26 protein-coding genes, 1 tRNA gene and 1 pseudogene are annotated in these 24,223 nt (G+C 57.6%); 11 read left to right on the forward strand and 17 right to left on the reverse strand.

Going from position 1 to position 24,223, the window contains the following annotated elements; genetic code table 11:
* Positions 1-547 (forward strand): annotated as a pseudogene (gene glyA, locus ABLN87_RS14625) (serine hydroxymethyltransferase); the annotation flags it as partial.
* 246 nt (positions 548-793) lie between these two features.
* Here the strand turns inward: glyA and ABLN87_RS14630 are convergent.
* Entirely contained in the window at positions 794-1,168 is a 375-nt protein-coding gene (locus ABLN87_RS14630; RefSeq protein ID WP_353011395.1) for a hypothetical protein, read from the reverse strand.
* Between the two features lie 47 nt (positions 1,169-1,215).
* Here ABLN87_RS14630 and ABLN87_RS14635 point away from each other — a divergent pair, with 47 nt between their 5' ends.
* On the forward strand, positions 1,216-2,016 hold the full coding sequence (locus tag ABLN87_RS14635; RefSeq protein WP_353011397.1) for an alpha/beta fold hydrolase: 801 nt from the start codon (positions 1,216-1,218) through the stop codon (positions 2,014-2,016).
* Here the strand turns inward: ABLN87_RS14635 and ABLN87_RS14640 are convergent, their stop codons facing one another.
* The 4 genes from ABLN87_RS14640 to ABLN87_RS14655 form a co-directional block, all read right to left on the reverse strand.
* Positions 2,017-2,205, reverse strand: coding sequence for a hypothetical protein (locus tag ABLN87_RS14640; protein WP_353011399.1), 189 nt, complete (start codon positions 2,203-2,205; stop codon positions 2,017-2,019).
* A 78-nt stretch (positions 2,206-2,283) separates the two neighbouring features.
* Positions 2,284-2,661 carry a rhodanese-like domain-containing protein gene (locus tag ABLN87_RS14645; protein ID WP_353011401.1) on the reverse strand — a complete coding sequence of 126 codons (378 nt, stop codon included), beginning with the start codon at positions 2,659-2,661 and terminating at the stop codon, positions 2,284-2,286.
* 98 nt (positions 2,662-2,759) lie between these two features.
* Positions 2,760-2,845: transfer RNA gene (locus ABLN87_RS14650), tRNA-Leu, on the reverse strand.
* 105 nt (positions 2,846-2,950) lie between these two features.
* Positions 2,951-3,472: a DUF2478 domain-containing protein gene (locus tag ABLN87_RS14655; protein ID WP_170531949.1), complete on the reverse strand. Its 522-nt coding sequence runs from the start codon at positions 3,470-3,472 to the stop codon at positions 2,951-2,953.
* 157 nt (positions 3,473-3,629) lie between these two features.
* Here ABLN87_RS14655 and ABLN87_RS14660 point away from each other — a divergent pair, with 157 nt between their 5' ends.
* Entirely contained in the window at positions 3,630-4,292 is a 663-nt protein-coding gene (locus ABLN87_RS14660) for a DNA-3-methyladenine glycosylase I (RefSeq protein ID WP_353011403.1), read from the forward strand.
* Between the two features lie 41 nt (positions 4,293-4,333).
* Positions 4,334-5,020: a hypothetical protein gene (locus tag ABLN87_RS14665; RefSeq protein WP_353011405.1), complete on the forward strand. Its 687-nt coding sequence runs from the start codon at positions 4,334-4,336 to the stop codon at positions 5,018-5,020.
* A gap of 3 nt (positions 5,021-5,023) precedes the next feature.
* Here the strand turns inward: ABLN87_RS14665 and ABLN87_RS14670 are convergent, their stop codons facing one another.
* Positions 5,024-5,425, reverse strand: coding sequence for a c-type cytochrome (locus ABLN87_RS14670; RefSeq protein WP_353011407.1), 402 nt, complete (start codon positions 5,423-5,425; stop codon positions 5,024-5,026).
* A gap of 92 nt (positions 5,426-5,517) precedes the next feature.
* Here ABLN87_RS14670 and ABLN87_RS14675 point away from each other — a divergent pair, with 92 nt between their 5' ends.
* The gene (locus tag ABLN87_RS14675; RefSeq protein WP_353011409.1) at positions 5,518-5,955 is read left to right on the forward strand and encodes a DMT family transporter; all 438 of its coding nucleotides are present in this window, start codon (positions 5,518-5,520) and stop codon (positions 5,953-5,955) included.
* Here the strand turns inward: ABLN87_RS14675 and ABLN87_RS14680 are convergent.
* Together ABLN87_RS14680 and ABLN87_RS14685 are read right to left on the reverse strand one after the other, a co-directional pair.
* Complete coding sequence (locus tag ABLN87_RS14680; protein WP_353011411.1) at positions 5,939-6,625, reverse strand: ABC transporter ATP-binding protein; 687 nt, start codon at positions 6,623-6,625, stop codon at positions 5,939-5,941. The two genes, ABLN87_RS14675 and ABLN87_RS14680, sit on opposite strands and share 17 nt — an antisense overlap.
* Positions 6,618-7,913: a lipoprotein-releasing ABC transporter permease subunit gene (locus ABLN87_RS14685; RefSeq protein ID WP_353011413.1), complete on the reverse strand. Its 1,296-nt coding sequence runs from the start codon at positions 7,911-7,913 to the stop codon at positions 6,618-6,620. Before ABLN87_RS14685 ends, ABLN87_RS14680 begins: the two co-directional genes overlap by 8 nt.
* A gap of 363 nt (positions 7,914-8,276) precedes the next feature.
* Between ABLN87_RS14685 and ABLN87_RS14690 the strand changes: the two genes are divergently transcribed.
* Entirely contained in the window at positions 8,277-8,633 is a 357-nt protein-coding gene (locus ABLN87_RS14690; protein ID WP_170531935.1) for a hypothetical protein, read from the forward strand.
* A 39-nt stretch (positions 8,634-8,672) separates the two neighbouring features.
* Here the strand turns inward: ABLN87_RS14690 and proS are convergent, their stop codons facing one another.
* A complete protein-coding gene (proS, locus tag ABLN87_RS14695) occupies positions 8,673-10,013 on the reverse strand; it encodes a proline--tRNA ligase (protein WP_353011416.1) in 1,341 nt (446 codons plus the stop codon).
* Positions 10,014-10,182: 169 nt separating this feature from the next.
* Here proS and ABLN87_RS14700 point away from each other — a divergent pair, with 169 nt between their 5' ends.
* The 4 genes from ABLN87_RS14700 (at position 10,183) to ABLN87_RS14715 (ending at position 15,002) form a co-directional block, all read left to right on the forward strand.
* Positions 10,183-11,547 (forward strand): FAD-dependent oxidoreductase, encoded by a 1,365-nt coding sequence (locus tag ABLN87_RS14700; RefSeq protein WP_353011418.1) that lies wholly within the window; start codon positions 10,183-10,185, stop codon positions 11,545-11,547.
* Between the two features lie 94 nt (positions 11,548-11,641).
* A complete protein-coding gene (locus ABLN87_RS14705) occupies positions 11,642-12,718 on the forward strand; it encodes an AI-2E family transporter (protein WP_353011420.1) in 1,077 nt (358 codons plus the stop codon).
* A complete protein-coding gene (locus ABLN87_RS14710) occupies positions 12,719-13,408 on the forward strand; it encodes an HdaA/DnaA family protein (RefSeq protein ID WP_353011422.1) in 690 nt (229 codons plus the stop codon).
* A 49-nt stretch (positions 13,409-13,457) separates the two neighbouring features.
* Positions 13,458-15,002 (forward strand): Ppx/GppA family phosphatase, encoded by a 1,545-nt coding sequence (locus tag ABLN87_RS14715; RefSeq protein ID WP_353011424.1) that lies wholly within the window; start codon positions 13,458-13,460, stop codon positions 15,000-15,002.
* Between the two features lie 8 nt (positions 15,003-15,010).
* Here ABLN87_RS14715 and ABLN87_RS14720 read toward each other — a convergent pair whose 3' ends face one another.
* The 6 genes from ABLN87_RS14720 to scpA all read right to left on the reverse strand — a co-directional run bounded on the left by ABLN87_RS14720 (position 15,011) and on the right by scpA (position 20,507).
* Positions 15,011-15,385 carry a hypothetical protein gene (locus ABLN87_RS14720; RefSeq protein ID WP_353011426.1) on the reverse strand — a complete coding sequence of 125 codons (375 nt, stop codon included), beginning with the start codon at positions 15,383-15,385 and terminating at the stop codon, positions 15,011-15,013.
* A 37-nt stretch (positions 15,386-15,422) separates the two neighbouring features.
* On the reverse strand, positions 15,423-16,415 hold the full coding sequence (locus tag ABLN87_RS14725) for an endonuclease/exonuclease/phosphatase family protein (RefSeq protein WP_353011699.1): 993 nt from the start codon (positions 16,413-16,415) through the stop codon (positions 15,423-15,425).
* Between the two features lie 4 nt (positions 16,416-16,419).
* The gene (locus tag ABLN87_RS14730; RefSeq protein ID WP_353011428.1) at positions 16,420-17,100 is read right to left on the reverse strand and encodes a molecular chaperone DjiA; all 681 of its coding nucleotides are present in this window, start codon (positions 17,098-17,100) and stop codon (positions 16,420-16,422) included.
* Positions 17,101-17,145: 45 nt separating this feature from the next.
* Positions 17,146-17,634 (reverse strand): GNAT family N-acetyltransferase, encoded by a 489-nt coding sequence (locus tag ABLN87_RS14735; RefSeq protein WP_353011430.1) that lies wholly within the window; start codon positions 17,632-17,634, stop codon positions 17,146-17,148.
* Positions 17,631-18,233 (reverse strand): VOC family protein, encoded by a 603-nt coding sequence (locus tag ABLN87_RS14740; protein ID WP_353011701.1) that lies wholly within the window; start codon positions 18,231-18,233, stop codon positions 17,631-17,633. Before ABLN87_RS14740 ends, ABLN87_RS14735 begins: the two co-directional genes overlap by 4 nt.
* 147 nt (positions 18,234-18,380) lie before the next feature.
* Entirely contained in the window at positions 18,381-20,507 is a 2,127-nt protein-coding gene (gene scpA, locus ABLN87_RS14745) for a methylmalonyl-CoA mutase (protein ID WP_353011432.1), read from the reverse strand.
* Positions 20,508-20,675: 168 nt separating this feature from the next.
* On the opposite strand from scpA, the gene ABLN87_RS14750 reads away from it, so the two are divergent.
* A complete protein-coding gene (locus ABLN87_RS14750; protein ID WP_353011433.1) occupies positions 20,676-21,128 on the forward strand; it encodes a DUF4174 domain-containing protein in 453 nt (150 codons plus the stop codon).
* A gap of 151 nt (positions 21,129-21,279) precedes the next feature.
* Here the strand turns inward: ABLN87_RS14750 and ABLN87_RS14755 are convergent, their stop codons facing one another.
* The gene (locus tag ABLN87_RS14755; RefSeq protein WP_353011435.1) at positions 21,280-22,107 is read right to left on the reverse strand and encodes a hypothetical protein; all 828 of its coding nucleotides are present in this window, start codon (positions 22,105-22,107) and stop codon (positions 21,280-21,282) included.
* A gap of 32 nt (positions 22,108-22,139) precedes the next feature.
* Positions 22,140-24,185 carry an acetyl/propionyl/methylcrotonyl-CoA carboxylase subunit alpha gene (locus tag ABLN87_RS14760; protein ID WP_353011436.1) on the reverse strand — a complete coding sequence of 682 codons (2,046 nt, stop codon included), beginning with the start codon at positions 24,183-24,185 and terminating at the stop codon, positions 22,140-22,142.
* Between the last annotated feature and the right edge of the window lie 38 nt (positions 24,186-24,223).

Consider the following 24,223-nt stretch of genomic DNA (forward strand, 5'->3'; position numbering starts at 1 on the left):
TGATGAAGATATCGCTAAGAAAGTGAATTCGGCGATCTTCCCCGGCATACAGGGCGGCCCGCTGATGCATGTGATCGCGGGCAAGGCTGTTGCATTCGGAGAAGCTCTGCGTCCCGAGTTCAAAAGCTACATCCAGCAGGTCATCACCAACGCACAGGCGCTGTCGGACCAGCTGATCAAGGGTGGCCTCGACACGGTGACACACGGCACCGACACCCATGTGGTGCTGGTCGACCTGCGCCCCAAAGGCGTCAAAGGCAACGCGACCGAAAAGGCCCTGGGCCGGGCACATATCACCTGCAACAAGAACGGCGTGCCATTTGATCCCGAAAAACCGACCATCACCAGCGGTATCCGTCTGGGGTCCCCCGCCGGCACCACCCGTGGTTTTGGTGAGGTCGAATTCCGCCAGATCGCAGACTGGATCATCGAGGTTGTCGATGGTTTGGCCGCTAATGGGGAAGACGGCAACGCCGCGGTCGAGGCCAAAGTCAAAGCAGAAGTCGCAGACCTCTGCGCCAAATTCCCGATCTATCCAAACCTGTAATCAGGTTCTGATCTAAGAAAAACGGCGCCCGATGATCCGGGCGCCGTTTTTTGTTTATAGAAGGTGCTTCCGCCCTCTTGTGCCCAGCCTAATGACAAGTTGAGATAGTGGTTCACTGCCATAGTGCGCAGTTCCTCCAAATCGATCGGTTTCTTGCGCAACCAATCTTGTGTGACACCAGACTGGGTAGTCATGCCGCTCTCGGGGATTGAACCTCGTTCACAGCGCATAAGACAGAAGAGTGGATCAGATCAAGCCACGCCATATTAGGAACGCCAGAACCAGTGCCCCAAAAGCCAGTATATTGAAGGCTAGTCCGCCCAGCATACCCAGAAACCAGCCCCATCGCCGGTCGGTCAGATTGATAGCGCTAAGATGAGTCTGAACCTCATCAGCCGCTTTGGTCAGAGCGGGCGTATCCAGAACCAATCTCAGCTTTGGATGGGCCGCCATTTGTTCGGCCCGGGCCAGAACCATTGCCTGTTTGAACACCCGCCGTGGGAGGCGACGTTTGGCCCGACGAATCGACGCCTGAAGCGTTTTGTCACGTACGCCCAGTTTGGCCCGCAGCAATGCAACGGTTTCAGCAATTCGATCCTGAATCTTGGTGTCTTGTGACATCGCGTTCTCCTGACGCGTGACCCTAGCCCCTGAGAAGGCGCGCCACAATGGGGCTGGTTGTTTCAAATGGTCGCCTGTATCACGCGGATATGCTGAACACGATTGTACATGGCGATCCGACCGCCCTGCCGCCCCTTGTCATTGCTCATGGCCTTTATGGGTCAGCCCGGAATTGGGGCGTGATCGCACACCGGTTGTCAGACGAACGGCAAGTGATCGCGGTGGACATGCGAAACCATGCGCATAGTTTTTGGGATCCACTCCATGACTATCCGGCTTTGGCCAGCGATATCGCGCAGGTCATCGAGCAGCTCGGCGGACCCGTGGATGTTCTGGGGCATTCTATGGGGGGTAAGGCCGCGATGGCCCTGACCCTGCAACATGGGGATCTGGTGCGCAAACTCGTGGTGGCTGATATCGCACCGGTCGCATACGGGCACAGCCAGATTCAGTTCATCGAAGCCATGCGCGCCGTTGACATGTCGCAAGTCCACCGCAGGTCGGATGCCGAGCAGCAACTGGCGAAGTTGGGGGTTGAGCGCGCGTTGCAGAGCTTTTTCACGCAGTCACTGGATGTTACGGGAAAACGCTGGTTGTTGAACTTGGACGTGTTGGCCGATCAGATGCCAAACATCATGGGATTTCCCGAATTGGACGGCGCCTGGGACGGGTCCGCCCTATTTCTGTCTGGCGCTGCATCGGACTATGTTCTGCCTGAACATCGCGACCACATTCGCGGCCTGTTTCCCGGTGCACGCTTTGCCAAAATCCCAGGTGCAGGCCACTGGCTGCATGCTGAAAAACCACGAGAATTCGAGGCTGCGGTCAGAACATTCCTGAACGCCTGACTAACCTGCCTTCTGGTACAAGCGTCGGGCGACCAGCCAAGCCGCCGGAAGCGCGACAAGCGCACCTGCAGCGGCGGCTGACAGAATCGCCATGACCGAGACCATGCCCAACGACAAAACAGCAATCACCGCAGACCCTGCGAGGGCGGTGGCAATCACGGAATAAAGCAGCGCAGCAAGACGAAACATGACATGTGATCCATTTGGTTGAACGTCATGTCACGTTAGATCAACGCGCAAACTTTGGCGTTGATCTGGATCAGGTTGTCAGCCGTCCACGACCTCTCCGCCGCCATTCACCCAATCGCTCAGCCCGCCCAGATTGAACACCTGTTCATACCCCATATCCAGCAGCAATTTTCCTGCCAGCGCGGCACGACCACCGGAAGCACAATAGATCACAATTGCGCGGTCCTTGCGCATCTGCGGATCATGGGATTGCAGCGCTTCATCGGCGCGGAATTCCAGCATGCCGCGTGGAATATGATGTGCCCCGGCTGCGCGGCCTGTTTTCTGCACCTCTTCCGCGCCGCGAATATCCAGCAGCAGCGCTCCCTGCTCGATCAGCGATTGGGCCTGCGCCGCATCCACACGCGGCACGACGGCATTTGCAGCCTCCATCATCTCTTTCACAGTGACTGACATATTCACCCCTTTGCCTGAGTTTTCGGGGCAACGCTAACATGCGAACTTTGGTAGGTGTAGCCATCTGCAACCGGCTTTCCGGATTGCAAAACGTATCTTGGTACCCGCGGCCGGACTCGAACCGGCACGGCCTTCCGGCCCAGAGATTTTAAGTCTCTTGTGTCTACCATTCCACCACGCGGGCAAGATGCGTCGGGCCCGGTTGAGGCCCGGAGCCACCATTACGGCGACAAGACCATGAAGACAATGTGTTTTGCTGCCAAACCAACAGGATTAGCATGTGCTGCCGCTAGGCCGCATTCGCCCTCGCGGCCACAACGCGGTCAAACCAGGCCGAAATGGCCGTCAAATCGGGCGCGAGTTGCTTGGCTTCACCGCCTGTGAATTCCAGAAACTTCTCGCGATTCAATCCGTTTACGCCGACCAGAACAGGAATGTCCTGTGCCAGAGCCTCGGCAATCACCGGGCGGAAGCCACGGCCATCGGCCTCATGTTTGCCGAACTTGTTGATAATCAACAGCTGCGGTGCGTCTGCCAACGATGCAGTAACGTAGCCGACCGCCTGCTCAAGCGCCGCCGGGTCCAGCCGACAGCCGCGCGATTGCGTACCCAACGACTGCGAGATGCGGATCGTGTCGCCTGCGGGAAGAACGCGAACATCCATATCGCACCGGCTGCTGTCTGTACATTCGGTGTTAGTCTGTACAACGCCTGCCAGTTTCGCACCCGAGGCCAACAAGTGTTCCGCGACCGCGCTGAGCAACCGGTCGGTTGCGCCGCGATCTGTGGTGGTGACATAGGCCAGAAACATAGTGGGACCCTCGCAAATCTGGTAGAACGCTTCAAATAGCACGCTCTGTGGGCTCCGACCACTCCTTCCAAAGTAGAAGCCACGCATCTGTCGCGCTTGGCAACTGACCGAGCGATCTGGCATCAAGGCACAAGCAAGCGCTGCGGAGGGTAAAGCAATGCGTTCATTTGATGAGATATTTGAGATATCGGCAGGTCGCCATGGCGGGGCTGCGGCGTTGAATGCCAAACTCAACAAGCCCAAAACGCCACAAGAACTTGCGGCAATGCCCGAGGATCGCTGGCTCTCGATCCTGACCAAATGCATCTTTCAGGCCGGGTTCAACTGGAAAGTTATCGAGGCGAAATGGGACGGATTCGAAACCGCTTTTGACGGGTTCGATGTGGGTCGCTGCGCCTTTATGGACGATGAGAAGTTCGACGCGCTGCTGCAGGACACTCGGATCGTGCGCAACGGAACCAAGATCGCCACTGTCCGGGACAACGCGGCATTCTTGCTCGAACTGCGCGACCAGGGCGGCGCGGGTGAGGTTCTGGGCGGATGGCCGTCGCACGACTATGTCGGCCTTCTGGCCATGTTGGGCCAACGCGGATCCCGGTTGGGCGGCGCGTCCGCCCAATATGCAATGCGGTTTGCAGGCCGCGACAGCTTTATCCTGTCACAGGACGTGACCGCACGGCTGATCGCCGAAGGCGTGGTGGACAAAGCCCCCACCTCCAAGAAAGCCATGGCCGCCGTGCAAAAGGCCTTTAACACCTGGATGGATCAATCTGGCCGGTCCCTAACAGAAATCAGCCGCGTTCTTGCGATGAGCCTTTGAAAACGGCTTGCGCAACCGAAGCGGCAGGCTAGGCTTTGCCCATGAGTGTGCGTGTATTGATTTTAGTGTTTCTGGCTCTTGCGACCTGCGGACGCCCGCTGACACAGCAAGAGCGTGACTTTGCTGACGAGATACAAGGCGACACACTCAATCTGGATCGCGTGCGCTTGGTTGAAGGTGCGCCCGTTTTGCCAATCACATATGTCCGAGAAGCACGCCCGCGTTTGGCTTGTCGTGAACGTATCCTTCCACCGATCGAGCCCGGACCGGTAACGGGGAAACCTGCGGCAATTGCTTTGTTCGACAAGGTTTATTTCGCGCGTGACTGGTATCTCGAAGACTACATGTCAGACTATCCCGAGCAGATGAATCTGATCGCGGCCATGCTGCTGGCGCATGAACTGACCCATGTCTGGCAGTGGCAAAACCGCAAGACAACCGGCTATCACCCGCTGCGTGCGGCGGCAGAGCATGGCGGGCGCGAGGACCCGTATTTGTTTGATCTGGATACCTCGCCCGACTTTCTATCTTACGGCTATGAACAGCAGGGCGCGATTGTCGAAGAATATGTCTGTTGCCGGTCGCTGGACCCACAGGCACAGCGCACCAAGCGCCTGCACAAGATGCTGGGTACGCATTTCGACCTGTCCCCCCTGCCCCAGGAAGGCCGTGAGCGTGACATCGCGATCCCGTGGAGCGATGCCAAGATCGAAGGAATTTGCAGTTAGGTCTCAGTTGCCTTGCAGGGTTTTGAGATAGGCCACCAGATCAACAATAGGCTGACTGGTCAGAATAGGCTGCCCCTCTTCCGTTTTCATGGATGTGTCTTGCCCTTCAAAATATGGGCCGTACACCGGCATCGGGCTTCCATGGCTCACCAAAGGATCACGCCCGTCGATCCGGGCAACAACCCGCGCTGTTGGGAAACGTCCGTCTTTCGTCAGTTCCGTCAAATCGGTCGGCTGAATAATAAGAACGCCCGCCATTGGGCCTTGCCCCATGGCGTCAATTCCGTGGCAGGTCGCACAATAGTGCTGATACAGCTCAGCACCCGTTTGCACATCTTGTGCCGCCGCGCATTGTACCGACATGACAAGCATGGCAGACACCGTCCCCAGCTTTGACCACTTCATCGCATCCTCCTATCCGCAATGGCATTTACAGGCTTGTCCGGTGGGCCGCTTGGCGCAATGATCCAGATCAACGAAGCAAGAGGGTAAGGTTCATGACACAATACGCAGCCATCATGCTGGCCGCCGGAATCGGAGTTCCTATCCTCGCAGCGCTAAATGCAGCCTTGGGTAAACTGATCGATTCGCCCACGACAGCCGCAGTGATCTTGTTCGCCATCGCCTTTGGATCATCTGCCCTTGTGATGGTTGTGTTTCCGGGGTTCGAGGCGCTAACCAAGGTTGCACAGGCCCCCAAACACCTGCTCCTCGCAGGCGTTCTGATCGCGTTCTACGTCTTGACGATCACACATGTCGCCCCGCATTTCGGTGTTGGAAATGCAGTGTTCTTCGTACTTCTGGGCCAATTGGTCAGCACCGCCGCGATTGATCATTTCGGGCTGTTTGGGGCCCAAGTCACGCCGCTGACGTGGATACGCGCGGGTGGGATTGCGGTGATGGCTCTGGGCGTTGCGATCACTCAACTGGCTTGAGAACACCGCCTTCCAGCCGCACCATCCGATCCATCCGCGCCGCAAGGTCCATGTTGTGGGTTGCAATCAGAGCCGAAAGGCCCTCATCCCGGACAAGCGTCATCAACGCATCAAACACCTGATCAGATGTTTCCGGATCAAGGTTCCCGGTTGGCTCATCAGCCAGCAACACTTTGGGTGTGTTCGCGAGCGCCCGGCAAAACGCCACACGCTGTTGTTCACCACCCGACAAAGCCGCCGGGCGATGGCTGGCTCGGGCGGCCACGCCGACACGATCCAGTAATGACATCGCCCGGTCTTGCGCTGTTTTCTCGGCGGTCCCATTGGCCAGTTGCGGCAGCGTGATGTTTTCCAAGGCGGTAAATTCCGGCAGCAAATGGTGGAATTGGTAGACAAAGCCGATGTCCTGCCGACGCAGAGCGGTGCGCGTGCGATCACCCTTGCCACTGACATCCTGCCCGCCAATTTCGACCTGACCATCATCCGGCATGTCCAAAAGACCCGCGATATGCAGCAAGGTAGATTTGCCTGCCCCCGAGGGTGCGACCATCGCCACCGCCTCGCCTGCGTTCAATTCCAGATCAACACCGCGCAGCACCTGCACTTCGCCCGGAGTACCTTTCAGATAGGTCTTGGTCAGACTCTTCAATCGCAATGTCACATCACTCATAACGCAGCGCCTCAACCGGGTTCAGCCGCGCCGCGCGGCGGGCAGGGAAATATGTGACAACAAAAGACAAACCCAGTGAAAGGGCCACGGCCTTGAGTACGTCGCTCAGATGCAACTCGGCCGGTAGGGCATAGATTCCACGAATGGACGGGTCCCAGACACCACCACCCATCACATAGTTCACGAAGGAAAAGATGGGATCAATGTACACGGCAAACAGACAGCCCAAGACTACGCCCATCGCGGTTCCGATGATGCCTGTGAACGCACCGCAGATGAAAAACACCCGCAGGATCGATCCTTCGCTCAGGCCAATTGTGCGCAGAATACCAATGTCACGCCCTTTGTTCTTCACCAACATGATAAGGCCCGAAACAATGTTCATCGCAGCAATCAGCACGAGGATCGACAAGATGATGAACATCACGTTGTCCTCAACCTCGAGCGCCCGCAGAAACCCACCCGAGGCATCCTGCCATGTCCAGATCTGGCTACGCTCACCTGAGGCTTCGAGGATTGGGATCAGGATCGGGTTCATCGCTTCGGGTTGCGTGACCATCACCTCGATCTCATCCGCCACGCCCTCGCGGTTGAAAAAGCTCTGGGCTTGTGAAAACGGCATGTAAACGCGCGTGCGGTCGATGTCATATCGTCCCGCGGAAAACACATAGACCACGCGATAGGCATTCACGCGCGGCGAGGTTCCAAAGGCGGTTCTGACACCGTTGGGCGAGGTCAGCTTAACCGTATCCCCCACAGTGGCCCCAATGGTACGCGCCACGCCCGAGCCGATGGCGATCACATCCGCACCCGTCTGAAACAGAGACAAATCTCCTGCCGATTGTTCGGCCTGTGCGATGCCCGGCAGGTCCATCAGATCGTCGGGTCTGATGCCAAACACCTCAACCCCGCTGCTGCGGTCGCGGTTGGTGATCAGCACCTGCCCTTTGACCAAAGGCGCAGCCCGTTCGACGCCCGGCACCTCAGCGATCCGCGCCGCGCGTTCTTCGTAATCCTCTATCGTGCGTATCGCGCGCCCCTGCGCATTAATCTCGCCCGAGGAATAGACAGTGACGTGTGCATTCGCCCCAAGGATCGTGCCGACGAATTCGGCCCTAAACCCAGAGCGCACCGCGAGCGTCGCGATCAAGGCGAACACGGCCAGCGTGATCCCGATCAGCGAGATCCAGGTCATAACGCTAACACCCCCCTCGGCCCGGCGGGCCCGCAGGTATCGCCAGGCGATCTTCCATTCAAAAGGGGCAAAAGGCGGGGGTGTCTTGGCCATGCCTGCTCCGGTCTTGTTGTTTGGCGGCGACCCTCTCGGCATTTGCCACAATGGTCAAGCGCCTTGTGAACGCAGCACCAACTGTATGCCACGTCATGGCCTCGAATAAGCGAATCAACACCGGCATCTGCCTTGGGCGCTCAGATAAAAAGTGTTGTTGGATTCAACAACTACCCTGTCGGTTGTGACGCCCTTCACAGACATCGCCATATTGTTTCAGCTATGAAGTCAATACGGGCATTGCGTGAGTGACTGAACTCAAAATGCCACATATATTAAGCAATATTATTTCGCTTTTTGCTTATTTTTAGAAACTTTGTCACCCTGATTTGGGGGAACACATTTCAGAGCGGGGGTCGCTCAATGAATATTCAAAATACACCAGAAGGGGCGGACCGTATTTTGGTTCGTGCAACAGCAACAGAACTGGATTGTGAAACAGCCGCATTACTGCGGGCTGCGATCCGTCCCATTTTTGCAAAAGCCGTCAGTTGGAACAGTTTGGCAGACCGGTTGAGGGATAAGGGCTATCGCCTCGCCTTCCTCAAGGGTCGCCTTTGCATCACTGACCGCGCAACCGGTCAGCGCGTTTGCGGGATACGGTTCCTGGGCTTTGAGCTGAAGGAACTGGTCAACCGGCTGGGTCGCCCAATCGTCGTCGCCCGTGGCAATCAGGCCGACGGAGAGCTGTTGGTCGCCCGCCCGGTCTCAGCGCAGTAAGAACGCCGCGCTGACCTTGGCCTGCGTGTATCGCCCTCGTCAGGCGATACCTTGATAGATTTCCGCGACCTTGGTCACGGCTGCTTCGGGGCTTAACTCTTCGCTTTCGCCTGTGCGGCGGCAGGTCAATTCAACCACGCCGTTTTTCAGACCACGCGGTCCGACCGTGATGCGCCACGGCAGGCCGATCAGGTCCATTGTGGCAAACTTGCCGCCAGCCCGTTCATTGCGGTCATCATAGAGCGGCTCAAGCCCCAGAGCGGTCAAAGCACCGTAGATATTGTCACACGCCGCATCCGCCTCTTCATCACCCTGCTTCAGGTTAACGATACCACAATGGAACGGTGTCACGCCCTCGGGCCAGATAATGCCTTTGTCGTCATGGCTGGCTTCGATGATGGCGCCGATCAAACGGCTGACACCGATCCCGTGGCTGCCCATATGAACCGGATGCGGCTTGCCATCCGGACCTTGAACGGTCGCGCCCATGGCTTCCGAATACTTGGTGCCGAAATAGAAGATCTGCCCTACTTCGATCCCGCGCGCCACGCGGCGGCGCTCTTCAGGAATCTGATTGAACAGCGACTCATCATGGGTTTCGTCCGTGCGCGCGTATTTCGAGGTGAACTCCTCCAAAATCGCCTGACATTGCGCACGGTCATCATAATCAATGTCTCGGTCGCCGAAGGTCAGGTCGGTGACGGCGCTGTCATAGAAGACCTCGGATTCGCCTGTGTCAGCCAGAACCAGAAACTCATGTGTATCGTCGCCACCAATGGGGCCGGAGTCGGCGCGCATTGGGATGGCCTGCAAGCCCATCCGCTCATAGGTGCGCAGATAGCTAACCAGATGCCGGTTGTAAGCGTGCAGCGCGTCTTCTTTAGTCAGGTCGAAATTATAACCATCCTTCATGTAGAACTCGCGCCCTCGCATTACGCCGAAACGCGGGCGGATTTCGTCGCGGAATTTCCACTGGATCTGATAGAGCGTCAGCGGCAGGTCCTTGTAACTGCTGACATGACTGCGGAAGATGTCAGTGACCAGTTCTTCAGCCGTGGGGGTATAGAGCATATCGCGGCCATGGCGGTCCTGCATGCGCAGCATTTCCTGACCGTAGTCGTCATACCGCCCGGATTCGCGCCACAAGTCTGCCGATTGCAGGATGGGCATCTGAATGGCGATATGCCCTGCCCGCGCCTGCTCCTCATGCACAATGTTTTCCAGCTTGCGCAACACTTTGAAACCCAGTGGCAACCACGAATAAATCCCGGCGGCGGCTTGCTTGATCATTCCGGCGCGCAGCATCAGCCGGTGGCTGACGATCTGAGCCTCAGCAGGGTTTTCCTTGAGAACGGGCAGAAAGTAACGGCTGAGGCGCATGACTTAACCTTTTAGGGTGATATTCCAACAAAAAGGTGATTATGCCAAAGCCCCGCCGGGGGCAATCGTACATTGGTGAAATTAGAACTTAGCCTCAGTTTGTTTTCTGATTGACCGGCCAATCAAGTTTTTCCAAGTGTAACGGAATCGTAAACACCAAGAGGCGCCGATGCAGACGATTCAGGAACCCGCCCGTCAGATTCCGGTGGTTCACCAAACCGATGTGTTGGTTGTGGGCTCCGGCCCCGCCGGGCTGGCTGCGGCCCTAGCGGCAGCACGCGCAGGGGCCGAAGTGTCGCTGGTTGACCGGTTTGGCTGCATGGGCGGCAATATCACCGCCGTAGGGGTCGAGGGGTTCGCCTGGTTTCGCCACGAACAAACGGTCGAGGCTGGCGGAATCGGCATGGAATTCGAAACCCGCGCCAAAGAAATGGGCGCGGCGGTGCCTGAAAGCCAATCCCTTAGCTATGAGCTGGACAGTGAAGGCTTCAAACTGGTGGCCGACAAGCTGGTCGAAGAGGCGGGCGTGCATCCAATGCTGCACCGTCAGTTCGTCGCTCCGATCATGGATGGCGACCGGATCACCGGGATTATCACTGAATCGAAAGCCGGGCGCGAAGCGATCCTGGCGAAGGTGGTGATTGATGCAACTGGCGACGCCGATGTGGCCCATCGCGCGGGTGCGCCGACCTACAAGACCCCACGTGAGGATATGATGGCCGCCTCGGTCATGTTCCATCTCGCAGGCGTCGATAAACGCGCCTTTATGGAGGGCGTGAAGGCTGATCCGCAGACCTACAAGGATTGGGGTGGCGGTGGCGAGTGGAACATCGAAACCTCGGGGAAAGAGGACGACATGTTCTCACCTTTCGTGCACAAACCCTTTCAGCAGGCGATTGATGAGGGACTGATCCCACCGCACCTGAATACCATTGCTGGCACCTGGGGTGCGATGCATGACACGGGTGAGCTAACCTATATGAACCTGGTCCATCTGGCCGAGGTCGACGGCACCGACCCAGACAGCCTGACACGCGGTGAGATCGAAGGCCGCCGCCAGTCGATGCTGGCCATCGAAGCGCTACGTCGCTTCATGCCGGGGTGTGAAAATGCACGGTTGCGAAACTTTGGGATGACCATTGGCATTCGGGACACCCGCAAGATCGACGCGGTCTACAACATGACCGAAGATGATGCGCGCCAACAAGGCAGGTTCGAAGATTCCATCGGGATTTATCCCGAGTTCATCGACGGCTACGGTATTCTGATCCTGCCCACGACGGGGCGGTACATGCAAATCCCCTATCGCACGATGCTGCCCAAAGGGATCAAGGGCCTGCTGGTCGCCGGTCGATCTCATGGGGCTGAAAGGGTCGCTCACGCGGCCACCCGCAATATGGCCTGCTGCGCCGTTATGGGCCAAGGGGCCGGAATAGCCGCCGCACATGCGCTCAAAAGCAATCGAGAGCTGGATGTGCTGGACCTGTCACCGGTTCATAAAGAGCTTGATAGACAAGGAGTTCGGGTCTTCTGACCGACTCCTCAGCGAGCTCTGACCCATGAAGTCCTTGCATCGATCAGCCCCTTAGGCCAAGAACGTCCTCGTCGGCCAGAACACGAGGACAATCATGGCTTTGCCGGTTAAGGATCAACTCAGATACTGGGGCGTCGCCGCAGCGACTTTCGTATTGGTCCTTTGGGCATTGGGCGATGTTCTTCTGCCTTTTGTGATAGGCGGGGCGATCGCATACTTCCTTGATCCCATCGCCGACCGGCTAGAGAAGCTGGGCCTGTCGCGGGTGGCAGCCACAGGCATTATCACAGTCGTTGGTGTACTTGGGTTCATCCTGGCGATCTTGATGGTTGTTCCCGCTCTTATTACGCAGCTGCTGGATTTGATCGATATTCTGCCAAGCCTCTTCAAAGAGTTGCGCGGCTTTGTTGAGAAACAGTTCCCGTCCTTGCTCGACCAGGAGTCCAGTACTCATCAGATGCTGGTCTCATTCGGGGAAACCCTGAAGTCCAAGACCGGTGATGTGCTGGAAACGGTGCTGTCCTCTCTTGGATCAGCCATCAATATCGTGGTCCTGTTGGTCATTGTCCCGGTGGTTGCCGTTTACCTGCTGCTGGACTGGGACCGCATGATCGCCCGGATCGGAGAACTGCTGCCCCGCGACCACGCCCCGACGATCAAGCGTCTGGCGGGTGAGATTGACGATGTGCTGGCCTCGTTCGTGCGGGGGATGGGCACAGTCTGCCTGATCCTTGGCACCTATTACGCGGTCGCCTTGATGATAGCGGGTTTGCAATTTGGTTTGGTCGTGGGCTTCATCGCCGGGCTGGTGACCTTTATTCCTTATCTAGGTGCACTGATCGGTGGCACACTGGCCATCGGGCTGGCCCTGTTCCAGTTCTGGGGCGACTGGGCGCATATCGGCCTGATCGCGGGCATCTTTGCCCTAGGTCAGGTAACCGAAGGCAACTTTCTCACCCCGAAACTGGTTGGCAGTTCGGTAGGGTTGCACCCGGTCTGGCTGCTGTTGGCGCTGTCTGTCTTTGGTGCGCTCTTTGGCTTTGTCGGGATGTTGATTGCCGTTCCGGTCGCCGCCGCCCTTGGTGTAGTGGCCCGGTTTGGCACATCGCTCTACCTCGACAGCAGGCTGTATACCGGCCTCGAAGGGCAACAGGGCCAGGAAGACGACTAAATGGCCCGACAGCTAAGCTTTGATCTGCCAGCCAAAACCGCGCTGGAGCGTGATGATTTCTTTGTCTCTCCGGCCAATGCACTGGCCGTAGCAATGATATCTGCGACCTCATGGCCTGGAAACAAACTGGTGCTCAGCGGCCCAGCTGGGTCTGGCAAAACCCATCTTGCGCATGTCTGGGCAGCCGAAACTGGCGGGCGCATCGTGCAGGCTAATGATCTGGACTATGATGCAGTACCGGAACTGGCCCGCACGCCCATCGCGGTCGAGGATGTTCCAGCCATCGCAGATGATATCGAACAGCAAAAGGTGCTGTTTCATCTGCACAATCTGGTTCTGGCCGAAGGGCATGCCCTGCTGGTGACCGGGCGGTTGGTGCCCAAACTTTGGCAGCTCCCACTCGCCGACCTGCAAAGCCGGGTCGAGGGCGCGCATCACGTGGCCTTGGAGCCACCTGATGACGCGCTGCTTGCGGCCGTTCTGGCCAAACTGTTCCTTGACCGTCAGCTTAACCCTGGCCCCGAGGTTATTGCCTATCTGGTGAAACATATGGATCGCCGCTTTGAGACAGCCGCCGAAGTTGTCCAACAATTGGATCAACTGGCCCTTGCTGAAAAACGCGAGATCACGCGGGCCTTGGCCGTGCGAGTTTTGAACGAAAAAACGGATCAGATGAATGCAAGTGATTGACCGATTATCGGTGATTTCGCATTCTAACCCCGGAATATCTGGAAGACACATGGATCAGACCGTCGAAACCGACATCCCGGACTGGGGCCCATTCGGCAAACCTCTGTTCGATGACCCCGGCGCGCGTGCGCTGTCGCGGGTGGGCGTTGTCGATGTGGGCTCGAACTCGGTCCGGATGGTGATTTTTGACGGCGCGGCACGATCGCCGGCCTATTTCTACAATGAAAAAGTCATGTGCGAGCTTGGCGCCGGGCTATCTGAAACCGGAAAGCTGAACCCGCGCGGGCGCGAAAGGGCTCTGGCCGCGTTGCGCCGGTTCCAGCAACTGGCGCAAGACTTGGACTTGCCGGGCCTGCATGTGGTTGCAACCGCCGCCGTGCGCGAAGCCAAAGACGGGCCAGATTTCTGTGCCGAGGTTCAGGCCCAAACCGGGCTGCATGTCGCTGTGATCGACGGTCAGGAAGAGGCGCGCCTGTCTGCCCAGGGCGTGTTGCTGGGTTGGCCCGGTGCTTACGGTCTGATCTGTGATATCGGTGGATCATCGATGGAACTGGCAGAAATCGGGGATGGTCAGGTTGGGCGACGGGTGACCTCAGCCCTTGGGCCGCTGAAACTGCGTGACATCAAAGGTGGGCGGCGCGCGCGAAAAGCGCATATCAAGGGCACGATGGAGGAGTTGCGCGCTCAGCTTGGTCAGCAGCGGGACCGCTTGTTTCTTGTCGGCGGCAGCTGGCGCGCATTCGCTCGGATCGATATGTTGCGCCGTGGCTACCCGCTGAATGTTCTGCATGAGTACCGTATGACCACCACGCAGGTGCGTGACACGATCAAATTCATCGAAGCCAATGATCACGACAAACTGCGCAGCCAAGCAGGTGTGTCCAACTCTCGAATGGCGTTGATCCCCTATGCGATGGACGTGCTGGGGCGATTGATTCGCACCTTCAAACCCAAGGACATCGCGATCTCAAGCTACGGCATCCGCGAAGGTCTGTTGTACGAGCAAATGTCGCAAGAGATCCGGGATCGTGACCCTTTGATCGAAGCCAGCCGGTTTTCCGAATCCAAAGATGCCCGCCTGCCTGGTTTTGGGCGGAACCTTTACAGTTTTGTGATGCCATTGTTCAAATCAGCGCCGCCCGCGCGGGTTAGGTTGGTCAAAGCCGCCTGCCTGCTGCATGATGTCAGTTGGCGCGCGCATCCCGATTACCGGGCCGAGGCCTGTTTCGACTATGTCACTCGCGCTAATCTGGGTGGCCTGAAGCACTCCGAACGGGTCTTTATCGGGCTGGCACTGCAACACCGCTATCGCAACAAACGTGAAGGCAATCGATTTGCACCATTGTACGAGTTACTGGATGAGACCGGGCAGAAACAGGCCGAGATTCTGGGCAAGGCAATGCGATTTGGTGCGATGCTTTGGATGCACAACGAAGCCAACATCGGCAGACTTAGATTTTACCCCAAGAAGCGCCAGCTTGAATTGTTCCTGCCCAAAGCGGCGGAACCCTTGTTCAACGAGGTAGCCGAGGCGCGCCTAAACTCGCTGTCAAACGCCCTGAAATCCGAAGTGCGCGTGATCATCAAAGGTTAGGCCCCCGATCAGATATCGGTGCCTTCATCTGGTGTCTGATCTTCAAGCTGGGGGGCGACCTCATCATCAGGCATAGGTTTTTTGCGAATGATGATATCGCCATTTGGAAGGATTTCGGGTGCTTCATAAGCACTCCAATCCTTAATCTCGGCTGCAAGTTCGGCCAATGCAGGGCCCATTTCCTGAAGGAAAGATTGCATTGCCGGGCCAAGCGCGTCTGCCATACCCAAAAGCTCATCCAGCGCGGGCTCCATCTCTCGACGCAGTCCTTCAAAGAACAGCTCGGCCCCCTGCTCCATCAGGGATTTGCTGTCATCTTCCTGCGCAAAGGCAGGAGTGCTGAGTTTGGCAGACAAGACCGCGATGATCAGAAGGCGTTTCATATTGGGAATATAGGCCCTCAAAGGGTCTCAGGGAAGATCACAACTCGATATCCAGCGTGACCGGGAAGTGATCTGAAGCTGTCAGTAACGCTTCGCGTAGTTCAACAGATGTCCAGCAGGTCGCATCTCGAAACGGGTGCCAGATACGCCAAGCGGGTTGGCGATTACGCAGGTCTTCGCTGATCATGACATAGTCCAGCAAAGCCTCAAGAAACCTGCCCTCTTTTGGGCGGGCGAACCGGGCCGTGGAAGGGACAGACCCCGGTCGGGGTCCATGCGCCGTAACGGCATGGGGGTCAAACAATCCGGCCTGCAGCAAGATTTCAACCGATGAATGCCCGAACAGATGCTCGAACTCATCCAAACCCGGACCATCATTGAGATCGCCCAGAAGCACAACAGGCTCTTGTGCCGCGACATGGTCGGCCACCCGCCGTGACAGCCAGATTGCCTGCGCAAGTTGCTTGCGCCGGTTGGCGATTGAAATCCGGATCGCCTCATCGCGGGATTCTGCACCATGCGGGGCTTTGGATTTGAGATGAGCGCCGATCATGCGGAACTCAAAACCGGAGTTTGACTGAACCCGCAACTCCAGCGGGGGTTTCGAAAAGCGCACCACATCTTCAGTCGCATCCACATCCAAATCGATCTGAAAGGAGCGATCGAACCGCGGCGCATTCGCATCGTCGCGCGGCGCGTGTTGGGCCGTTAACACTTCGGGATCATAGAGCAGGGCGAGTTCCTGATGCGTGTCGTTGGCAAAACCCATAACCGCGCGCTGCGTTCGTAGATCAAACGCCTCGGCAAAGCCTTGCAATGCCCGCACTGTGTTTTGACGTTTGCCGGTATTGGGGGCCTCGACGATCAGGATGGCGTCCGCTTCCAGCGCGGTCAGAACCTTGGCAATCGCCTCAACCTGTTGGGCCCTTGTCACGTCATGACGGCCCGACCAGCTGTCATCCATGATCAACGCATCGTTTTTGTCGAACAGGTTGGCGAACCATTCGATGTTGTAGGTCGCCAAACGCATCCGCTCAGGCCCGCGCGCCGTTGATGTCATCCCAGGCTTGGTTGATGTCGATCATCTTCTTTTCGGCAAGGCGGATCGCCTCTTCCGGGACACCGCGCGCCATCATCGCATCAGGATGGGTGTCGCGCACCAGTTGACGCCACACTTTGCGAATCTCAGACACCGGCATGTCGCGCGAAACGCCCAGAACCACATAAGGATCATTGGGTGCATCCGGCACGAAGCGCGCGCGCAAGGCCAGGAATTGCGCATCTGTCTGGCCGAAGATGCGGCTGACGTCCTCAAGGAATTCATTCTCGTTAGGGTGATAGAACCCATCGGCCATGGCGATGTGGAACAAACCCTCCATCAGGTCGCAAAGCGTGGTGCTGTCTTCGGAAAACATGCGCGCAATCTTGCGGGCATAGTCCTGATAGCCTGCAACATCCGTCCGCGCCATGTTGAAGACCCGCGCCGCGCCCTCTTCATCCGCACGTGCGATCTGGAACACATCCCGAAAGGCCGTGACCTCATCGCGCGTCACCTGTCCGTCAGCCTTGGCCATTTTGGCCCCCAACGCGATTACCGCAATGGTGAAGGCCACCGAACGTTCGGGTGGCGAACGCAGCTTCTCAAAAACTGCCGTCAGGCTTTCGCCTTGGGCAAGGGCGCTTAGCGCGTCGGATATGCGGATCCAGATCGACATGGGCGTACCCTAGCGTCCCAATTCGGGACTGTCAGGTGGAACAGGTCACTCTGCACGAAGAATTTTCTGCATCAGCACAAGATCGAGCCATTGGCCCCATTTGAACCCAACTTCCGGCATAAGGCCGACCCTTTGGAACCCGACCGCCTCATGAAACGCAATGGCCGAAGGGTTGGCAGAGGATATGCCAGCCACAAGAACATGAACCCCGTCCGCGCGCGCCGCGGCTTCAAGTTCTGTCATTAAGGCCCGACCAATACCCTTACCCCGCGCCCCTTCCGCCAACTGGATCGAGTGTTCCCGGGTGTTGGCGTATCCCGGTCCGTTGCGAAACATCCCACATGTTGCAAAACCCAGCACCTGCCCCTGATCTTCTGCGACCAGAAAAGACAGGCCACGAGCGCGAATATCATTGGCAATCGCTTCTGCGCTGCGTTCTTCCGTGGTGAACGTCACCAGCGTATCGCGGATGATGGCGTTCGTGATCACTGCGATCTGAGCAGCATCATCCGGGCGGGCCTGCCGAACCGTCATTCCAACACGCGCACCCCATGTGGCGTTTCGAACTCTGCCCGCATCGAAACGGGGCCGGTATCAAACACAACCAGATCCAGTTCTCCCAAATGCTGGGCCAATTCCAATGCCTCCGGGTGATACACGATCAAACGTCGCAAACTACACCCGCTGTCCTGCAACATCTGCGCAGGGTGCAAATCGCCCTGCCACTGGATCAACGCAGGAAACAGATTGTCGAAGGGCAAGCGTCCGTTGGGCGGCACCGCCATCCGCCAAGTCAAAGCCCCCCGGGTCAGATCAATTGGGGTGCCAGTGCCATCAGGAAACGTTGCAAGTGCGGCTTCGATATCAGGAACGCTGCAGATCCAATTGGTCAGACGCGGGTTTCCCGAAAACCGATCCAGGTCAAACCAACGGGTCCGCTGAGGTACAGCTGCGTCAGGATCAATAGCAATCGCTTCCAGATACAGACCATCCCTTAGGCCCAGAAGACGATTATAAGTGCCAAATTTTTCGTGCTTTCCGCCGGGTTGAAGCGAGATGCCCAACGCCTGTTCGATATGGGCCGATGCCTCCTCCAGCGTTTCGCCCGCAACGGCCAAGTGATCGAGTAGCATCATCCATCCTCCACCAACCAGAGCCGACCTTACCGCCAGCTTCAGCACAGGGGCAACATGAAATCCGCTTCTTCATCTGGCCAGAAATATCCTCGGGGGGAATCGCGCGCAGCGCGAAGGGGGGGGCAGACAGCCCCCCTCACCATCTCAGCCTCGCGCATCGCCGATCAAGCGCAGAATGTCCTGCGCCGCTTCGGGGATGTTGGTGCCCGGCCCAAAGATCGCCTTCACACCGTGATCATAGAGGAACTGGTAATCCTGCTGAGGGATCACCCCGCCGCAAATCACGATGATGTCCTCGGCCCCGGCTTTCTTAAGTTCTTCAACCAGTTGCGGTGCAAGCGTCTTGTGACCCGCTGCCTGCGAGGAAATTCCGACCACGTGGACGTCATTGTCCACCGCATCCTGCGCAGCTTCGGCCGGTGTCTGGAACAATGGGCCAACGTCCACGTCAAACCCGATGTCGGCGAACGCAGTCGCAATCACTTTGGCACCGCGATCATGTCCATCCTGCCCCATCTTGACCACCAGCAACCGAGGGCGGCGGCCTTCGGTCTGGGCGAATTCCTCGATGGATTTCTGGATCGCAGCAAAGCCTTCGTCGCCCTCATAGGCAGCGCCATAGACCCCGGCCAATGTCTTAACCTCGGCGCGGTGGCGGCCGAACTCTTTCTCCATTGCCATGCTGATCTCTCCTACAGATGCACGGGCGCGGGCGGCCTCGACCGCAGCAGCCAGTAAGTTGCCACCCTCACGGGCGGTGTTTGTCAACGCTCCCAATGCCTGTTGGCACGCGGCTTCATCGCGGGTGGCCCGGATACGTTCCAGCCGCGCGACCTGAGCTTCGCGTACGGCGACGTTATCGACATCCAGAATGTCGATCGGGTCTTCCTGTTCCTTGCGGTACTTGTTGACGCCAACGATCACCTCATCGCCCCGGTCGATCATAGCCTGACGGCGGGCGGCGCTTTCTTCGATCCGCAGCTTGGGCATGCCGGACGCCACCGCCTTGGTCATGCCACCCATCTCCTCGACCTCTTCCATCAGAGCCCAGGCTTTTTCGACCAACTCATTGGTCAGGCTTTCGACATAGTAGGAGCCGGCCAGCGGATCGACTACATCGGTCACACCGGTTTCTTCCTGCAGCACCAACTGCGTGTTCCGGGCAATGCGGGCCGAGAAATCGGTGGGTAGCGCAATCGCCTCATCCAAGGCATTGGTGTGCAGGGACTGGGTGCCGCCCAGAACAGCGCTCATCGCCTCATAGGCGGTGCGGATCACGTTGTTATAGGGGTCCTGTTCCTGCAGCGACACGCCGGAGGTCTGGCAATGCGTCCGCAACATCTTGGACCGCTCGGATTTCGCACCAAAATCCGTCATCACCCGATGCCAGAGCGTACGCGCGGCGCGTAGTTTCGCGATCTCCATGAAGAAGTTCATACCGATGGCAAAGAAGAACGACAGTCGGCCCGCGAACTTATCCACGTCCATCCCGGCCTCGGTCGCGGCGCGGACATATTCGCGCCCATCGGCCAGCGTATAGGCCAGTTCCTGCACCAGGTTCGCCCCCGCCTCTTGCATATGATAGCCTGAGATCGAGATCGAGTTGAACTTGGGCATCTCGTTCGAGGTGTAGTCGATGATGTCCGAGATGATCTTCATCGACGGCTCAGGCGGGTAGATATAGGTGTTGCGCACCATGAATTCCTTCAGAATGTCGTTCTGAATGGTGCCGGACAGGACGGATTTGTCATGGCCCTGCTCTTCACCCGCAACGATGAAGCTGGCCAGGATCGGGATCACCGCGCCGTTCATCGTCATCGAGACAGAGACCTTATCGAGCGGAATGCCGTCGAACAGGATTTTCATGTCCTCGACACTGTCGATAGCCACGCCAGCCTTGCCGACATCGCCAACAACGCGCGGGTGATCGCTGTCGTAACCCCGGTGTGTTGCCAGATCGAAAGCCACCGAAACACCCTGCTGACCGGCAGCGAGATTGCGGCGGTAGAAGGCGTTCGATTCTTCGGCGGTGGAAAAACCCGCATATTGCCGGATCGTCCAGGGGCGCCCCGCATACATGGTCGCCTTCACCCCGCGCGTGAATGGGCCGAAACCGGGCAGAGACCCCATATGCGGCAGGTTGGCGGTGTCTTCTTGCGTATAGAGCGGTTTGACGTCGATGCCTTCCAGCGTCTCCTTGGTCAGGTCATCCAACGGGCGACCACGCAGTTCTTTTTCGGCCAGCGCCTGCCAGTCTTTCTTATCGGTCATGGCAATATCCTTTTCTCGATTCGGGACGCGCACGGCCTTGGCCTGCGCGCTGTTGTCTCTGAAGGGGTCGATTTGCGAGCTGCAAAACGCAAGAATTTGAACCGCTTGTTCAAATCACCGGTCGCATTCACGCGGACAGGGGCTATATTCATTCTAGCAGGAGGCCCCATGACACGAACGCTTGCCTTTGTTTTTTCGGCGCTATTCCCGCTGGCGGCTTTGGCGGCCGACGGATCGGCACCCGCCGATGAGGAGTTCGTTCGCCCGGCAGGCGATAGCGATCTCAACGAGTTTCTGTGGGTCAACCGACCCATCATCGTCTTTGCGGATACACCCGCCGACCCCCGGTTCCAGCAACAGATCGACATGTTGCTGGATGGCGAGGACGCGATGCGGGATCGGGATGTGATTGTGCTGACAGATACTGACCCGTTGGCGCGATCTCCGATCCGGTCAAAGCTGCGACCACGCGGGTTCCAGATGGTATTCGTTGATAAGGACGGCGTGGTAAAGCTGCGCAAACCCAGCCCGTGGAGCGTTCGCGAGATTGGCCGATCCATCGACAAAACCCCGCTACGCGAACGCGAAATCCGCGAGCGACGTGATGCGGCGAAACCGTAATTGAAATATTCACCAATAGATATTATGTTTACGACGTAGAAGGTGAGGAAAAGATCATGCTTTATAGCAGTGACCAACCAGAAAAATCTCCGGAAAAGCCGATCAGCGGCGACATCTGATCGGCTGCTGGACTCTATTTTACACAATAGGGTCAAGGGTTTACGTCCTCATTCTCACCAGAACGATTAATTCCTTCGGGATTTTCGTGACCCATCTCAATATTGATTGCAACCAACGCGCTCAGCCCCCAGCGTAGTGTGCTTGTTCTGCGGTTCGTCAGTTGTTGATGAAACGCTACCCGGCGCTCACGAGACAGTTTCTGCGTCTGTTCATTCCGGGAATCCTCGACCATGCGACGCAAATCGGTGTATTCGGCATAAAAGCGGACAACACTTGCAACAGTATCTTCGCCAAGCGCTGGGATAGACGACGAAATCGCCTCGAACACGATGGGTTCGCTTTCCATGGTTGAAAACGGAAAATACTCGATCGGATTACCTTTCGCATCCGTGCCGTCACCACTCAGAATGCGTTTCTGGACCTTTTCTGCATGTGCCGCGATGGGCTGGTTGTCCAGTTTATCCACCAACGCAAAAATCTCATTTCGCAAAGCAATCAGCGTATCCCTGCGCTGAAGATGAAATTTCTGCGCTTCGGCGTAGGATGAGAACAGAAACGTCACGAACCACCCCAGAACGATAACCGAACCCGTCACTAAAGCCGGGTAAACCTTGTCTCTTGCGGCGTCCGGTACGTATTCCCAGACGACTATTCCCCCAATCACACCCAGCAGTAGAAACGGGGGCAAAACCACAAGAATCCGAAGGAAACTGCGGCGCAGAAGCGGCGGAATGGCCCAGCTATAAAACCCGAGCAACAGAGCAGACCCGATCAGGATCAGGGTCAAATCTCCGATTTCATGTCTCAGATAGGCCAAAACCGCACCGCCAAGCATTGCAGAGGTCAGAAAAGCGAGCACGCAAAAGTCTATTTCGCGATGCCCGCTGAACATCACTCGAATTCCATGATCACATCATCCACAGCCAAACTGTCTCCTGCACCCGCGTTGATCTTGGCAACGGTACCTTTCTTTTCTGCGCGCAGGATGTTTTCCATCTTCATCGCCTCAATCGTGCACAATGCCTGACCTTCCTGCACCTCCTGCCCCACTTCGACGTCGATCTTCACGACCAGCCCCGGCATCGGGCAAAGCAGCATTTTCGAGGTGTCGGGTGGCAGTTTCTCGGGCATCAGCTTGGCCAGTTCGGCCTGACGCGGACGGCGCACCAGAACTTTCAGGTCCGCGCCACGGTTGCGCACCCGGAACCCGCCTGAAACCTTGCCCACTTTTAGAACCAGCGGACTGCCATCAACATCCAGTACGGCCAGTTGATCACCCGGCGTCCAGTCCGAGGAAACGCGGAGGCTCGATCCATCCTCGAATTTCACCGTCGCGCCTTCTTTGTCGGCATTGACCTGAACCGGAAGCTCATGCCCCTCCACAGCCACAACCCAGCGCTTGCCAACCTTGCGTTCGTGATTGTCCATCCGGCCCGACACGCGCGTGCGTCTGATCTCGGCCACACGGTGCATCGCCGCGCAAGAGGCTGCGATGCGACGCAGATCACCTTCGGGCAAGGTGACACCTTCGAACCCGTCCGGATATTCTTCGGCGATGAAGGCGGTCGTCATATCACCGCTGACGAATTTGGGATGATCCATCACTGCCGACAGGAACGGCAGATTGTGGCCGATGCCTTCGACCTCGAAACTGTCCAGCGCAACGCGCATGGCTTCAATCGCCGCCTCGCGGGTCGGCGCCCAGGTGCACAGCTTGGCGATCATCGGATCGTAATACATGCTGATCTCGCCGCCTTCATAGACGCCGGTGTCGTTGCGCACAGCGGCTTCACCTTCCGGCGCGTCGCCCTGCCATTTACCGTTGACCAGCATCGGGCCAGCCGCGATTTCCTGCGGCGGGCGATAGCGGGTCAGACGCCCGATTGAGGGCAGGAAGTTGCGATACGGATCTTCCGCATAAAGACGGTTTTCAATGGCCCATCCGGTCAGCGTCACGTCGTCCTGCGTGATCGACAAGGGCTCACCATTGGCCACGCGGATCATCTGTTCAACCAGATCGACGCCGGTGATCAACTCAGTCACCGGGTGCTCCACCTGCAGGCGGGTGTTCATTTCGAGGAAGTAGAAGTTCTTCTGACCGTCGACGATGAACTCCACCGTACCCGCGCTGGAATAGCCCACGGCCTTTGCCAAAGCGACGGCCTGTTCTCCCATTGCCTTGCGGGTTGCTTCATCGAGGAAGGGCGACGGCGCTTCCTCCACCACTTTCTGGTTCCGACGCTGGATCGAGCACTCGCGCTCGCCCAGATAGATGCCGTTGCCGTGGCTGTCGCACAGAACCTGAATTTCGATGTGACGCGGCTGGGTGACGAATTTCTCGATGAAAATCCGGTCATCGCCGAATGAGTTCGCAGCCTCGTTCTTGGACGACTGGAAACCTTCACGCGCCTCCTCGTCACTCCAGGCAATCCGCATACCCTTGCCGCCGCCACCGGCACTGGCTTTGATCATCACCGGATAGCCGATCTCGTTCGAAATCTTGACCGCCTCTTCCGCGTCTTCGATCAGGCCCATGTAGCCGGGCACAGTCGAAACGCCCGCCTTCTGCGCGATCTTTTTCGAGGTGATCTTGTCCCCCATCGCCTCAATCGCGCCTTTCGGCGGACCGACAAAGGCGACGCCTTCGGCCTCAAGCGCCTCGGCGAACTTCGCGTTTTCAGACAGGAAACCATAACCGGGGTGAACCGCTTGTGCGCCGCTTTGACGGATGGCGTCCATGACCTTGTCAATCACGATATAAGACTGGTTCGCAGGCGGCGGACCGATATGCACCGCCTCATCCGCCATCGAGACATGCAACGCGTTCCTGTCCGCGTCCGAATAAATGGCAACGGTGCCGATACCCATCTTGCGGGCGGTCTTGATGACCCGGCAGGCAATCTCGCCCCGGTTGGCGATCAGGATCTTATTGAACATGCGATGTCCTTTGGTTTGGTGCTCTGGAAACGCAAAAC

The organism is Ruegeria sp. SCP10, from assembly GCF_040329495.1.
Taxonomy (GTDB): domain Bacteria; phylum Pseudomonadota; class Alphaproteobacteria; order Rhodobacterales; family Rhodobacteraceae; genus Ruegeria.

Excerpts from the sequence above, each read along its gene's own strand:
- ABLN87_RS14630 (WP_353011395.1), bottom strand. The coding sequence starts at position 1,168 with ATGTCACAAGACACCAAGATTCAGGATCGAATTGCTGAAACCGTTGCA.
- ABLN87_RS14635 (WP_353011397.1), top strand. The coding sequence starts at position 1,216 with ATGGGGCTGGTTGTTTCAAATGGTCGCCTGTATCACGCGGATATGCTG.
- ABLN87_RS14640 (WP_353011399.1), bottom strand. The coding sequence starts at position 2,205 with ATGTTTCGTCTTGCTGCGCTGCTTTATTCCGTGATTGCCACCGCCCTC.
- ABLN87_RS14645 (WP_353011401.1), bottom strand. The coding sequence starts at position 2,661 with ATGTCAGTCACTGTGAAAGAGATGATGGAGGCTGCAAATGCCGTCGTG.
- ABLN87_RS14655 (WP_170531949.1), bottom strand. The coding sequence starts at position 3,472 with ATGTTTCTGGCCTATGTCACCACCACAGATCGCGGCGCAACCGACCGG.
- ABLN87_RS14660 (WP_353011403.1), top strand. The coding sequence starts at position 3,630 with ATGCGTTCATTTGATGAGATATTTGAGATATCGGCAGGTCGCCATGGC.
- ABLN87_RS14665 (WP_353011405.1), top strand. The coding sequence starts at position 4,334 with ATGAGTGTGCGTGTATTGATTTTAGTGTTTCTGGCTCTTGCGACCTGC.
- ABLN87_RS14670 (WP_353011407.1), bottom strand. The coding sequence starts at position 5,425 with ATGAAGTGGTCAAAGCTGGGGACGGTGTCTGCCATGCTTGTCATGTCG.
- ABLN87_RS14675 (WP_353011409.1), top strand. The coding sequence starts at position 5,518 with ATGACACAATACGCAGCCATCATGCTGGCCGCCGGAATCGGAGTTCCT.
- ABLN87_RS14680 (WP_353011411.1), bottom strand. The coding sequence starts at position 6,625 with ATGAGTGATGTGACATTGCGATTGAAGAGTCTGACCAAGACCTATCTG.
- ABLN87_RS14685 (WP_353011413.1), bottom strand. The coding sequence starts at position 7,913 with ATGGCCAAGACACCCCCGCCTTTTGCCCCTTTTGAATGGAAGATCGCC.
- ABLN87_RS14690 (WP_170531935.1), top strand. The coding sequence starts at position 8,277 with ATGAATATTCAAAATACACCAGAAGGGGCGGACCGTATTTTGGTTCGT.
- proS (WP_353011416.1), bottom strand. The coding sequence starts at position 10,013 with ATGCGCCTCAGCCGTTACTTTCTGCCCGTTCTCAAGGAAAACCCTGCT.
- ABLN87_RS14700 (WP_353011418.1), top strand. The coding sequence starts at position 10,183 with ATGCAGACGATTCAGGAACCCGCCCGTCAGATTCCGGTGGTTCACCAA.
- ABLN87_RS14705 (WP_353011420.1), top strand. The coding sequence starts at position 11,642 with ATGGCTTTGCCGGTTAAGGATCAACTCAGATACTGGGGCGTCGCCGCA.
- ABLN87_RS14710 (WP_353011422.1), top strand. The coding sequence starts at position 12,719 with ATGGCCCGACAGCTAAGCTTTGATCTGCCAGCCAAAACCGCGCTGGAG.
- ABLN87_RS14715 (WP_353011424.1), top strand. The coding sequence starts at position 13,458 with ATGGATCAGACCGTCGAAACCGACATCCCGGACTGGGGCCCATTCGGC.
- ABLN87_RS14720 (WP_353011426.1), bottom strand. The coding sequence starts at position 15,385 with ATGAAACGCCTTCTGATCATCGCGGTCTTGTCTGCCAAACTCAGCACT.
- ABLN87_RS14725 (WP_353011699.1), bottom strand. The coding sequence starts at position 16,415 with ATGCGTTTGGCGACCTACAACATCGAATGGTTCGCCAACCTGTTCGAC.
- ABLN87_RS14730 (WP_353011428.1), bottom strand. The coding sequence starts at position 17,100 with ATGTCGATCTGGATCCGCATATCCGACGCGCTAAGCGCCCTTGCCCAA.
- ABLN87_RS14735 (WP_353011430.1), bottom strand. The coding sequence starts at position 17,634 with ATGACGGTTCGGCAGGCCCGCCCGGATGATGCTGCTCAGATCGCAGTG.
- ABLN87_RS14740 (WP_353011701.1), bottom strand. The coding sequence starts at position 18,233 with ATGCTACTCGATCACTTGGCCGTTGCGGGCGAAACGCTGGAGGAGGCA.
- scpA (WP_353011432.1), bottom strand. The coding sequence starts at position 20,507 with ATGACCGATAAGAAAGACTGGCAGGCGCTGGCCGAAAAAGAACTGCGT.
- ABLN87_RS14750 (WP_353011433.1), top strand. The coding sequence starts at position 20,676 with ATGACACGAACGCTTGCCTTTGTTTTTTCGGCGCTATTCCCGCTGGCG.
- ABLN87_RS14760 (WP_353011436.1), bottom strand. The coding sequence starts at position 24,185 with ATGTTCAATAAGATCCTGATCGCCAACCGGGGCGAGATTGCCTGCCGG.